The sequence below is a fragment of the Nocardia sp. NPDC005366 genome, from assembly GCF_040606855.1.
GTDB lineage: Bacteria > Actinomycetota > Actinomycetes > Mycobacteriales > Mycobacteriaceae > Nocardia.
The window spans coordinates 18,379-30,784 of record NZ_JBEXFQ010000030.1; the positions used below are offsets into that span (position 1 = coordinate 18,379).

The window sequence follows — 12,406 nt, forward strand, 5'->3', positions numbered from 1 at the left end:
TGTCACCTATTCGTGCAGCAGCCCGACGGGGGAGCGGAAGCGGGTGGCTTGTCGGATGGCGCCGCCCGTGACGTTTCCCACGACGGGCGTGCCCGAGTTGCGGTCCGAGCCATATTGGGCCCATCATTCAGGCAAATAATCTATCTGTTTGTGTACCGTGTCGGTTCGTGAGGGAGTGATCCGTGCGATGACGTGGAGAAGGTGGAGCGGCAGCGCGGCGAAGTCGGGATACGCCGCGCCAGCGGTGCCGGCCACGACTCGTCGAACTCGAGTAGGAGCGCGCCCGATCCGGGCTGAATCAATGCTTCGGTTGCGCCGTTGGACGTGGCAACTCGCTTGGGCCGCCAAATCTCGGAGCGAGATGCGGAAATTGTTCTGTCGGTTCTGTGGCAAGTCCTTGTTCGCTATCGAAGGGCTCACGCCTGGCAGATATTGTTCGATCGCGTGCGCTGATCGCGATATCGCCAGGCTGCAAACGTACATGTGGCTGCGAATCTGACATCAGTGGCGCGGTAGGCCGCCCCCGCGGTTCGGAGCGTTACTCTGTTGCGGTATGGGAGTTCGTGACGACGTCTTGCACGCGGCATTGGAGTGTTTCGCCGTCGATGGCTACGAGCGGACGACGATAACGCGGATCCGGGAGCGGAGCGGCGTGTCCAACGGTGCTCTGTTTCATCATTTCCCCTCGAAAGAGGCGATCGCGGACGCCTTGTACGTCGAGTCGATCCGTTCGGTGCAGGACGGCTACCGGCAAGTGTTGAAGCGATTGCCCGCCTCGCCGCGTGAGGCTGTCGGTGGTGTCATCGGGCAGCATCTGTCGTGGGTGGAGCGAAATCCGCTTCGCGCCCGCTTTCTCTACACGCGAGGTCGACTCGACTGGTCCACCGAGGCGGGCAAGCAGGTGGAAGCGATGAACCTCGACACCGGTGCGCTCTACAAGGACTGGTTGGCGCCGTTCATCGCCCGCGGTGAGGTTCGCCGACTCCCGATGGCCGTACTCGTGGCCGTCATGACCGGACCAGCGCATGCCATCGCCCAGCAGTGGCTGGCCGGTCAGATCGCGGGCTCGCCGATGGAATACATCGAGCACTTGGTCGATGCTGCGGTCGCGGCGGTCTCGATCGATCCTGGACCTCGCGTGGCGCGGTCTCCTCAATCCTTCACCGGTCGTATCCATGTGCAGTTGCTCGATGAGGCTGGCGGCGTAGTGGCTCAGGGAGTCTCGGAGACGGCGCTCGTCGGCCTGGATCGCGATCGTTTACCGAGCAACACTCCGGAGTGATACTCTGTCGATCACCGCGTCCATCGACGCTGGAGACTTGGAGTGATCATGAGCACCGCGACAGCCGCCTTCGACCTTCCCGTCGAGTATCGAACTCTCGAGAACGCTGCCCGGGCGGTCGCGGCAGAGTTCGCGCCGGAGGCGATCGAGATCCGTCGCCACGTAATCGAGCACGGCGAGCTGCATCCGAAGCTGTGGCGGAGATTCTGTGAACAAGGTTGGGCGGGAGCGATGATCTCGGCCGACCGTGGCGGAAGCGCTATCGGGCTGCTCGGTGCCGCTTTGATACTCGAGGCCTTCGCCGCGCGCGGCATCGTTCTGTGGATGCCGGTCCTGTCGAATGCCATCGCCCACGCGATCGATCGTGTCGGTCCGGACTCCGCGCGCGAGCGTTGGCTACCTCGGATCGCCGCAGGCACGGCGCAACTCGGTATTGCCGTGACCGAACCAGCGTCAGGTCACAACCTTTTCGGAGTCGAGACCGAAATTCAGTACACAGGGACACATTTCGTCGTCACCGGAGTGAAGCGAGTCACCTCTGGTCTGGACCTCGTCGACCGGGTGCTCGTATTCGGGCGCACCGTTGCCGAGGACGGGACGTCCGGCTATACGACCGTGCTGGTCGATCCCGGTGCGGCAGGCGTTACCGTCACCGAGATCCCGATGCGCTATCGAGAAGGCGTCCGACAATTCCAACTCGAACTCGACCATGTCGTGCTGCCCGGCGACGCGCTGGTCGGCTCCGTCGGCGGGGGGTTGCTCTCGCTGTGGCCGTTCACCGATGTCGAGCGAGTGCTCACAGCCGCGATCTGCAGCGGCAGTGCGGCTCACTGTCTCGATAACGCTGTCGCGCGCGCCAAACATCGCGTCATCGCCGGTCGTGAGCCGATCGGCGTTCACCAGGCGGTGGCGCATCCGCTTGCCCACCTGCATGCGCGGCACGCCGCCGTTCGCCTGCTGCTGCGCCGCGCCGCCTTGGGTTTCGACCGTGCCGATTCCGCGCAGACCGCGGCCGCCGATGCCAACGCGGTCAAGTTGCTTGCCTCCGAACTCGCCTTCGACGCTGCCGACCACGCTATGCAAGTCTTCGGCGCGGAAGCGTGGGACGAACGCGAGGGCTGGCTCGACCTCTATCTCGATGCTCGCCTGTCGCGATCAGGACCTGTCAGTAACGAATTCGCGCTCAACTATCTGGCCGAACACGTACTCGGTCTCCCTGCCCGTTGAGATCATTCGGTGCCGGACAACCGCGCTCGACGTCGACGTTACTGTCATAGCACGCACGGCGGAAATCTCCCGCGGTGGCGACTTTCATGTCCTTCCGCCGGTCGAGAGGGTGGCCACCCTCTCGAGGTGCCGAGGCTCCCGGTGACCTCCGGTGACGCCGAGTCCACGCGCTACGGTCATGGGCGGACACAACGTCGCCGAGGGTCGTCGCATCGAGGAGAACCGTTGGGTGAAGCATCGGAGCCAGTCATCGAGCGAGTGGACATCCGTATCCTGCGTACCCGCGAGAGTCTGCGAGCCGCGGTCCTCGCACTCGCGGCGGAACGGGATTGGTCGGAGATTTCGATCACCGATCTCACGCGCCGAGCGCGGGTGAGTCGGCCGACCTTCTATCAGCATTACGCCTCGTTGGATGAACTGGCCGCGGACGCGCTGATCGAACGCATGCGGAAATCGACAGGGCAGGGTCGCGATGTCATGGCCGAGGCGCGGGGGGTGCCGGACTGGCTGGTGAACTTCCTGAACGAGGCCAATGCCGACCGTGCGATGTATCGCCGCTTGCTCGGGGCTCGCAGCGTCGCGGGCATCGCTCGTGAAATGGTGGCCGACAGTTTGGCCGAACGCGTCCTGCGATCGCGCGGTCGAGCGACTACCGGCGCGGAGGAGTTCGCTCAATTCCTCGCGGGCGGGGATCCTCGGATTTCTCGCCTATTGGCTGAGGTCGGATGAAGCGGAGTCGTCGGAGTCGGTGCGTGAGGCGGCGGAGCGACTCTGGGAGCTGATTCGACGCCTGTCCGTTTGAAGCCCACTCCGCGTGGTTTCCGCGGGTTGCTGGTTAACTGTCGACATGCTGGTCAGCTGTCGAACCGGGCCGTCCTCCGTATCGAATAGCCGCACGGCCCGATAGGCATAGCGCTGCGATGGCGAGAATACGGCCGCGGAGTCGAGTCCGCCCGGAAGCGGCCGCGGCGGTCAGTCCGACGTCGTGACTGCCTGTGACCTGCACCTCGCTCGGTTCGATAACGCTGTCGAACGACATCCGACGGCACGTGCATGGCGCTATGGTGAGCGAACGGGCGACCGGAGCGGATCACCCGAGAAAGTGCCCGAGGATCGCATGGATGGAGTCGCGCGTTCGAGATTGCTGTCGCGATGGCGCGGCGCGCTCACCGAGACTTCCGCCGTGGCTTACCCGACGTCTCATCTGGAGGAAGTACTGGCTGTACTGGTCGACTCGGTGGAGCGCGCCCTCGTGGCGGATGCTTTCGATCCCGAGACAGGAATTCGCGTCGGCGCCACGTTGGCTTCGCTCGGATTCGTCGCGGATTCGGTGCCGGGCCTGACGATCAGGGTTCTCCATGAGGAGATGGTCGCGGAGGGTGCGCGGAACGATCGGGGGATTCGCATGGCGCTGCTGGCGACCGCGATCGGTCAGGGACACTGTGGTCTGGTCGGGGGCGGACACGTCCTGCCGTGGGCAGAGAACAACCCGCCGCCGAGGTCGATCGAGGAGGCCGAGGAGGCTTACGACGCCGGACTGTTCCAGTCGGCGTTCGACAATGTGGCGGTAGCGATCGCGATCGTCGATCTCGAGGGCAGACTTCTAGAGGTCAACCGCTGTCTGGCCGAGTCGGCCGGTCGGCCGATCAGTGATATCCGAGGGATGTCGATCTTCGATTTCGCGCATCCGGAGGAGGCGGCCGCTATTCGTCGGTTGATCTTCGATGAACTCATCGACGCCGGCGCGGGCACCGTCAGGACGGAGAGTCGCATGGTCTCCACCGACGGGCGAGCGCGCTGGGTCGCCTTCTCGATCACTTATGTGCGGCGCACGGGAGGACGTGCGGACTATCTGCTGGCTGTCGGTGAGGACATCACCGCCCGCCACCGGTTGCAGGAGGAACTGCATTGGCAGTCTCGACACGACCCCTTGACCAGACTGCCCAACCGTCGTTGCCTGCTCGAACGCATCGAAGAGTTGTGCGTGGACGCCGCCGTGTCTGACCGCGTGGGGCTGTGCTTCGTCGACATCGATGGGTTCAAGGAGATCAATGATCGATACGGACACGGCGTCGGCGACAAGGTTCTGAGCGTGGTAGCGCGTCGACTGCGTGAGCACAGTGACAGTCCCGGACATCTCACCGCTCGTATCGGCGGCGACGAATTCGTCGTCCTGGTGGCCCCGCCGGTCGATGATGTGGAGATCGCGGTGGTAGCGGACGGCGTGCTCGACGCGCTTTCGGCTCCGTTGTCCGTCGCTCACCGCGAGATTCGGATTTCGGCAAGTATGGGCGTGGTCGTCGCCGAGATATGTGGGGCTCGGCCGGAAACCTTGCTCGACGCCGCGGACCGCGAACTATACCGAGCGAAGAAGGCAGGGAAGGATCGGTGGGCGATGTGCGTACTCGATGCCCGAGCACTCGCCGTCGCCGACTCCCTTGCGGACTCGGAATCCTGACGAGCGCGAACGACGGAGGGTGCGAAGCCCGGACCGGCCGCGCCGCCTATCTCGCGACCAGGTACTGAGCGCACAGTCGATCGAGTTCGGCCAGCGTCAGGACAGGACGTCGACGAGCGTGGCCGTGGAATTGCCGACCATGTACTTGGCGACACTTTCCAGATGTCGGCGCCAGTATTTCTGGGCGGCCGGGACATCGTTGTCGCGAAGCAGCTTGGCCAGTCTCGTCCCCGCCTTGCGCCCAGCAAGTTGGTCATCGACCGGAGCGCCGGGATCGAGCTTTTCCCGCAGTCGGTCCTCTACGACTCGTTCCAGCACCTGCCAGGCCGCGGTGAAGATCTTCTCGGTCTCGGCATCCCTGACCGGCGGTCGGTAGGCGGACACGCGAAAACCGTTGTCCTCGTAAGCGGTGAAGGATTGCTGTACCTCTGCTCGGCCGACGGGGTCGGCAAACTCGGGCTAATGCTACAGATAATTCTACTACATCGAAGGCGGGGCGGCATCGGTGGTCGGAACACTGTTCCCTGGGTTCGGGCATCTGTGCCGCTTAGGGTGTGAGCTGGGTTCATCCGTGAAACGCCTTCGACCATGCTTGATTGATACGGTTAGATAATTAATGAGATGTGCGCCACGGCACTCGCTGTCTTGCGGCGCGAGCGACTTGGAGCGGGTGTGTCGGAGCGTCGATCGGAGTCGAAATCCACACTTGCTCAACTTATTCGGATATCAGCGCCGTGAAATGCGGGAGCGGATTCGACCGCTGATCATCTCGCCGCGACCGCCGACATTCCTCGGGGGCGCGTGGTGTGCACGGTCTTCGCCGGCGGTGTCACCGGCGCCTCGCTGCGCACCCGCCGGACCGGAACCGCGCATCAGGCGGGAATCGATCATGCGTCGGATCTCGGTGTTGTCGCGTCGTGCGACGATCCCGCATTCTTCCCGATCGGGGACGGCGGCTATTCGAATCGGGAATAGGTCGCAGTCGGCGCCGCTGACTCGGGAGGTGCGCGAACGGGTTTCACGGACTGTCCCGAAAGCTCGGTGGGCCTCGAGTGGTGCTGCGATTCGGGCGTATTCGCCGAAAACTTGCGCATAGGCCTGACTCGGCTCGACGCGCTTGTGCATGTGTCATGGATCACGTACATTCATTTAAATCAAATAACTGATTGCGACACAGTGGGTAGCGCAATCGAGGATCGGAGTGGGATGGAGCATCTGACTTTTCTGCTCCTGGGTTTGGGAAGCGGCGCGGTCTTCGGATCGCTGGCGCTCGCGGTCGTGCTGACCTATCGAAGCTCGGGAGTAGTCAACTTCGGGGCCGGTGCGATTGCGCTGCTCACGGCATACTTCTACGCCTTCTTGAGGCAAGGGGAGCTGATGGTTCCGCTCCCGGGACTTCCCGAGACCGTGGATATCGGCGCGCCCCTGGGACAGTGGCCCGCGATGGCGATCGCGACGGTGATCGCCGCCGCGTTGGGTGCGCTGCTGTATTTCGCGGTATTCCGTCCGCTGCGCACCGCGCCCGCGGTCGCCAAGGCTGTGGCCGCACTCGGGATCGCGTTACTGGTCCCGGCGCTGCTCGCGCAACGTCTCGGCACCGCGACGATCGCGGTGGATCCGATATTTCCCGACAGTGTCTGGGAGTTCGACGACTTCGTTCTGCCGCACGACCGGCTCTATCTGGCCCTCACTCTCGTCGTGCTCGCTGCCGCACTGGTGATCTGGCTGCGACTGAGCCGTTTCGGGCTCACCACGCGAGCGGTCGCGTCCTCCGAGCGTGGCGCCTATCTGAGCGGGATGTCTCCTGATCGGATAGCTGCGTACAACTGGATGCTGAGTTCGGCGGTGGCCGGTGTCGCGGGCATCCTCATCGCGCCCATCGCGTCCCTGGCGCCCGTCTCCTACACCCTGTTCATCGTTCCCGCCTTGGCGGCGGCTGTGGTCGCTCGGTTCGAGATGATGGTGGTCGCGGTGCTGGCCGGCCTGGGAATCGGAATGGTTCAATCCTGGCTGCAATATCTGGCGACGCTGTTCTCGGCGCTTCCCACCACCGGGATGTCGGAGCTCGTCCCGTTGATCCTGATCCTCGTTGTCCTCGTGCTTCGTGCCCGGCCTCTGCCCAACCGCGGCGCGGTGATCGTCCAGACCCTCGGGTCCGCTCCGCGACCGAGTCGGCCACTGCTCGGCACCGCGACGGTCACGGTTATCGCTCTGGGACTGCTGATCGTGTTGGACGATCGCTGGCGTAACGGCCTCATCGTCTCGCTCATCATGACCGTGATCGGATTGTCGATCGTTGTCGTGACCGGATACGCAGGCCAGATCTCGTTGGCGCAGTTGACGATCGCGGGTGTCGCGGCGTTCCTCGTGGGTCCGCTGACCGAAACATGGAATCTCCCGTTCCCGGTCTCCCCGCTGCTCGCCGCCCTTATCGCGGCGGTGGTCGGCGTGTTGGTGGGATTGCCCGCACTCCGGATACGTGGACTCGCGGTCGCGGTGGTCACGCTCGCGATGGCATACGCGGTGGAGGCCGTGTGGTTCCGCAACTCCGATCTCGTCAGTTCGGCGGGGGTCACCACCGAGCCCCCGACATTGTTCGGTCTCGATCTGGGCATCGGCGGTGGTGAGGACTATCCCCGTGTCGCCTTCGGTGTCATGTGCCTCGTAGTGGCCGCCGCGGTCGGTCTGGCGGTTGCGGTATTGCGACGCAGTCGATTGGGATCGCAGATGCTCGCGGTGCGCGCCAATGAGAAATCGGCCGCCGCGGCCGGTGTCAACGTGGTGCTGGTGAAGGTGACCGCGTTCGCGATCGGTTCGTTCATCGCGGGGCTCGGCGGGACATTGCTGGCATACCAGCAGCAGTCGGTCATCTACGAACCTTTCTCGGCGATGAATTCGGTCGCATTCTTCGCTGTCGTGTATCTGGCGGGCGTCACCTCGCTGTCCGGCGGCGTGCTCGCGGGCCTGCTCGCCGCGAGTGGTTTGCTCTACATCGCTATCGACGAGTTCATCGGCGCCGGCGCGTGGTATCCGAGTATCGCCGCCGTCATGCTCATCGTCACGGTGATCGTCAATCCGGAGGGAATCGTCGGTCCCGCGCACAGCTGGATCGTGCGACGCCGGGCGAGTGGAACCGCCGCGCCGCTGATGTTGGACGAGGACATCGACCGGGGAGTCGAGGAACCGATCTCCGCGGCACCGAAGGGAATCGCTCTGCGCGCCGGCGGAATCTCGGTGCACTACGGCGGTGTAGTCGCGCTCGACGATGTGATGCTGGAAATTCCGACGGGCAAGCTGGTGGGTCTGATCGGTCCGAACGGGGCGGGCAAGACCACTTTCATCGACGCGCTGTGCGGATTCTCCGAATACACGGGCACAGTGGAATTGCAGGGCAAGCGAATCGACGTCCGAGCCCCGTATCAGCGTGTCCGCGACGGACTCGGTCGGACCTTTCAAGCCCTGGAGTTGTACGACGACCTCTCGGTGCGAGAGAACGTCAAGGTCGCGGTATGGACGGGACACGACGGCAAGCAGGACGGAGAGCTCGCTTCGGTGGATCGCGTGCTCGACATCGTCGGCCTCGCGGACGTCGGCGACCGTCCGGTCAGCGAGCTGTCCCACGGCAGGCGCCAGTTGGTCTCCATCGCCCGCGCCCTCGCGGGCAATCCGTCGGTGCTGCTGCTGGACGAGCCGGCGGGGGGTCTCGACAGTGCTGAAAGTCTCTGGCTCGGAAGACGTTTGAAGCGCATCGCAGCCGCGGGTATCGCCGTGCTGATGGTCGACCACGATATGGATCTGATCTTCGGGGCAAGCGACCTGGTCTACGTTCTCGACTTCGGAAAGGTTATCGCGATGGGCCGGCCCGATGAGATCCGGACGAACGAGCGAGTCGCGGCCGCGTATCTGGGAAGTGAGGTCGCGGTCGATGCCTGAAACTCACAACACCGAGACGGAAACGCCCACCTTGTTCCGATGCGAGGGACTCGCTGTGGGTTACCACAACACCGTTGTGGCGCGTGACATCGACATAGCTCTTCGCGCCGGCACGGTGCTCGCGGTGCTCGGACCCAACGGTGCGGGCAAGACGACCTTGCTCAACACGATGGCGGGTTTTCTGAAAAGGCAGAGCGGGTCTGTGTCGGTTGGCGAGGGCACGCTGCGCAACGGCGATCCTCGACACGCCAACGAGAACGGACTCGTGTTGGTTCCGGATGACCGGGCTCTGTTCACCGATCTGACAGTGGCGGAGAACTTGAAGGTCGCCCGCAACGACGACAAGGCGCACGAGGCGACCCTCGACCTGTTTCCCGCGCTGCGCAGGCGCTTCAAGGTACGGGCGGGCGACCTCTCCGGTGGAGAACAGCAGATGCTCGCTGTGGCCCGCGCGATGGTACAGAAGCCGACGGTCCTGTTGATCGACGAGATGAGCATGGGTTTGGCGCCCGTCATCGTCGAGGAGTTGTTGCCCGTCGTGCGGCGGATCGCCGATGACACCGGCGCGGTGGTTGTCCTGGTCGAACAGCACGTGCGGCTGGCATTGGAGATCGCCGACGAGGCGCTGGTGCTCGTGCACGGAGCGGTCCGTCTGCGTGGCCCCGCGCAGGACCTGCGCTCGGACCCGCGCCGCCTGCGCGATGTGTATCTGGGAACGGACGCCGCGGCGCGAGCGGGCTGAGGTCTGTGCTCGCCAGCGGTGATCCATACAACACAACCCCGTGGACCGTGCTCAGGTCCGCGTTACCTCGGAGGAGAAAAATGAAGCGTGGATTCCTGAATGCCCGGCGCGCCGGTATCGGCGTCGCTGTCGCGGCACTCGCTCTCGCGTCGACCGTCGCGTGCGGTGACGACGCCGACACGTCGTCGGGGGCGGGAACAGCCGACCCGGCAGTGCTCGGTCCGGTCAACGCCGCGACCGGAGACCTCGTCACCATAGGTTTCATCGGCGAAGGCAAATCGGCCGCCATAGACACCAGCGCCGAGTTCACGGCGGCGCAAGCCGCGGTGGACTACATCAACGAACACCTCGGCGGCTTGCGCGGACACCGGATACAGCTGAAGACCTGCGAGACGAAGAGCAGTCCGGCCGGGGCCACCGATTGCGCCAACCAGATGATCAGCGCGGGCGCCGTCGCGGTCGTGGAGGGTGCGCTCGGAAACGTCGACCAGACCATCGATGTGCTCTCGCCCGCGGGAGTTCCGCTCGTGTTGAACTACGCGACTTCGCAGAGTTCGCTGTCCGTACCGAACGTCTTCACGCTGATGAACGGTGTCTCAGCGATCTTCGGCACACCCGCGGCTCTGGCCGAGGAGCAGAAAGTCACCAAGGCCGCGATGGTCACCATCGACGTGCCCGCCGCGACCGGCGCGGCCAATCAGCTGGGCAAGTTGGCCTTCGGCAATGCCGGCGTCGGGTTGGACGTGGTGACCATCCCGCCTGGCACTCCCGATGTGACCTCGCAGATCACCGCCGCTAATCGCAATGACCCCGGTCTGTGGACGGTGCTCGGGAACACCAATTTCTGTGGCGGCGTTCTGAAGGCCATCAAGACGGTCGATCGTGGCGCGACCATCGTGGTGAACGATCGTTGTGTCGACACCACCATCAGTTCTTCGATCCCCGGCGGGTTCGAAGGAATCCAGGTGGGCACAACTGCCAATCTCGACCCGACCACCGAGGACGTGAAGCTGTTCCAGGCGGCAGTCGACAAGTACAAGCCCGGCCTGCGAATCGAGGCGAATTCGGCGGGTGGCTGGCAGCCGGTTCTCGGCCTGGCTCGGGCGATGAACGCGGTCGCGGGACAGGAAGTGACTCGACAGTCGGTGCCGGAAGCGTTGCGCTCCGCGCCCGCCCAACCGTATCCACTGACCAATGGCATCCAATTCCAGTGCAACGGACAGGCTTTCCCGCTGTCGCGAAACGTGTGTGCCAGTGACGTCATCGTCGCCACCGCAGACAAGGGTGGCGTTCTGGGCGGCTATCGGATCCTGCGCACCGACGCCTCGCTGTTCACTCCGCCTGCGCGCTGACGAGCAGGCCGGGCAGGTGGAGACGGTGTGCACCACCTCGGGGTGGTGCACACCGTCTGGATGTGCGTTTCAGAAATCGGTGCGGGCAGCGCGCGCCGGTTGTCCTGGTCGTCGGAGCGAGTTCGGCATTGATTTCCACGCCACCGCAATTTACGGTAATGATAGTGACCGAAACGGTGGTGATCGTGAGCTCGCGGCGTCGGCCTCGATGATCGGTCTGCTGTGCGCGCCTCGACGGATGTCGCCACCGGAGAGCCCTCGATATGCCCGATCGGAGGTCTCCCGCGAGTCGGGCAACGCACGTCATGTCGTCGCGGTCCGGTCGATCCGACTTCCCCGTTGACAACTCACAGAAGGAACAACAGTGACCAATACTCTGGCTGATCTCGCGCCGAGCGGATCGTTCAACCACGCGGCTATTTCCTCGGCACGCCGGTTCGAGCCGGCCGCGGTCCTCGCCCAGGACACCGCCATCCACGGACTGATCCCGGAGGCCGGGTACATCTGGGGTACCTTGCGCGACGAGGACGGCGGCCTGCACTCGATCATGCGTCGGGTTCCCGCTGTTCGGGACAACAAGAAGGCCGGTGGCGACATTCGCTCGCTGGGCGGCAAACTCATCCTCCTGTCCAGTGCTGGAGGCGATGAGCAGTTGCGCCTGGACCGGGAACCGCGGTACGCGCCCGAGAGCGACAAACTCTCGCGAAATGTGCTCGACTCCGGAGCGGTGGAGTTCACGGCAGCCGCCAACGAGCACGGCCGCTCGGTGGCGCTCACACTGTCCACCGACACCATGCATTACCGGGAAACCGATGTCATCGAGGTGACCGGTAACCGGATCGCTCCGCCGCTGCAATGGTTCCTGCCCGGCCCGGACTCGTCGCTGCTCTACCTCACCCAGACGTGGTTGGTCGAAGGGGAGCTGCGCGGCAAGCGTGCGCGCGGATTCTTGTTCTGGGAGGAGGCGTGGATGCGCGAAGGCGCTCGCTTGTACGTCGACAAGGACCCGTTGCACGACGCCGAGTACACGACCTGGTACTCCTGGGCCAACCACTACGACGACGGCAGCGCGGAGGTCGGGCACTTCCTGTTCGGGAACGGTGACTTCCACGTCGGCGTCATCGGCCACAGCGACGGTACGGTGACCTCCGCGCACACCATGGACGCGGTCGTCCGGCGTAACGCCGACGGCTACTGGCACGACGGCATCGACTACACCATCAACGGCGAGGCCTGGATCTGCGAGCCGGATCCCAACGGTCGGATGGACGGTCTCGGCGTCATCCCGAATCCGCAGCAGGAAGGTCGGATGCGTCGCGTGTCCGACACCAGGGTGCCCGACGTCTGGATGGCGTGGGGTGAGACTGTCCCGGGCAACGGGGAACGTCGCCGTTGGTGACACGATCCGGTGG

9 protein-coding genes are annotated in these 12,406 nt (G+C 64.4%); 8 read left to right on the forward strand and 1 reads right to left on the reverse strand.

The window, feature by feature from the left end:
• Window positions 1-553: 553 nt before the first annotated feature.
• The 4 genes from ABZS43_RS28025 to ABZS43_RS28040 all read left to right on the forward strand — a co-directional run bounded on the left by ABZS43_RS28025 (window position 554) and on the right by ABZS43_RS28040 (window position 4,967).
• Window positions 554-1,282 (forward strand): TetR/AcrR family transcriptional regulator, encoded by a 729-nt coding sequence (locus tag ABZS43_RS28025; protein WP_355038967.1) that lies wholly within the window; start codon window positions 554-556, stop codon window positions 1,280-1,282.
• A 48-nt stretch (window positions 1,283-1,330) separates the two neighbouring features.
• Window positions 1,331-2,509, forward strand: a complete 1,179-nt coding sequence (locus ABZS43_RS28030) for an acyl-CoA dehydrogenase family protein (protein ID WP_355038968.1) — start codon at window positions 1,331-1,333, stop codon at window positions 2,507-2,509.
• 225 nt (window positions 2,510-2,734) lie between these two features.
• Window positions 2,735-3,238, forward strand: a complete 504-nt coding sequence (locus tag ABZS43_RS28035; RefSeq protein ID WP_355038969.1) for a TetR family transcriptional regulator — start codon at window positions 2,735-2,737, stop codon at window positions 3,236-3,238.
• A 454-nt stretch (window positions 3,239-3,692) separates the two neighbouring features.
• Window positions 3,693-4,967 (forward strand): sensor domain-containing diguanylate cyclase, encoded by a 1,275-nt coding sequence (locus ABZS43_RS28040; protein WP_355038970.1) that lies wholly within the window; start codon window positions 3,693-3,695, stop codon window positions 4,965-4,967.
• Between the two features lie 96 nt (window positions 4,968-5,063).
• Here ABZS43_RS28040 and ABZS43_RS28045 read toward each other — a convergent pair whose 3' ends face one another.
• A complete protein-coding gene (locus tag ABZS43_RS28045) occupies window positions 5,064-5,351 on the reverse strand; it encodes a hypothetical protein (protein ID WP_355038971.1) in 288 nt (95 codons plus the stop codon).
• Window positions 5,352-6,008: 657 nt separating this feature from the next.
• On the opposite strand from ABZS43_RS28045, the gene ABZS43_RS28050 reads away from it, so the two are divergent.
• The 4 genes from ABZS43_RS28050 (at window position 6,009) to ABZS43_RS28065 (ending at window position 12,393) form a co-directional block, all read left to right on the forward strand.
• Window positions 6,009-8,900 (forward strand): branched-chain amino acid ABC transporter permease/ATP-binding protein, encoded by a 2,892-nt coding sequence (locus ABZS43_RS28050; protein WP_355038972.1) that lies wholly within the window; start codon window positions 6,009-6,011, stop codon window positions 8,898-8,900.
• A 55-nt stretch (window positions 8,901-8,955) separates the two neighbouring features.
• Window positions 8,956-9,642, forward strand: a complete 687-nt coding sequence (locus tag ABZS43_RS28055) for an ATP-binding cassette domain-containing protein (RefSeq protein WP_355038973.1) — start codon at window positions 8,956-8,958, stop codon at window positions 9,640-9,642.
• Between the two features lie 80 nt (window positions 9,643-9,722).
• On the forward strand, window positions 9,723-10,994 hold the full coding sequence (locus ABZS43_RS28060; RefSeq protein ID WP_355038974.1) for an ABC transporter substrate-binding protein: 1,272 nt from the start codon (window positions 9,723-9,725) through the stop codon (window positions 10,992-10,994).
• 364 nt (window positions 10,995-11,358) lie between these two features.
• Window positions 11,359-12,393 (forward strand): hypothetical protein, encoded by a 1,035-nt coding sequence (locus ABZS43_RS28065; protein WP_355038975.1) that lies wholly within the window; start codon window positions 11,359-11,361, stop codon window positions 12,391-12,393.
• Window positions 12,394-12,406: the final 13 nt, after the last annotated feature.

What these genes read in the sequence shown, in the direction of transcription:
- ABZS43_RS28025 (WP_355038967.1), top strand. Translation starts at nt 554, where the DNA reads ATGGGAGTTCGTGACGACGTCTTGCACGCGGCATTGGAGTGTTTCGCC.
- ABZS43_RS28060 (WP_355038974.1), top strand. Translation starts at nt 9,723, where the DNA reads ATGAAGCGTGGATTCCTGAATGCCCGGCGCGCCGGTATCGGCGTCGCT.
- ABZS43_RS28030 (WP_355038968.1), top strand. Translation starts at nt 1,331, where the DNA reads ATGAGCACCGCGACAGCCGCCTTCGACCTTCCCGTCGAGTATCGAACT.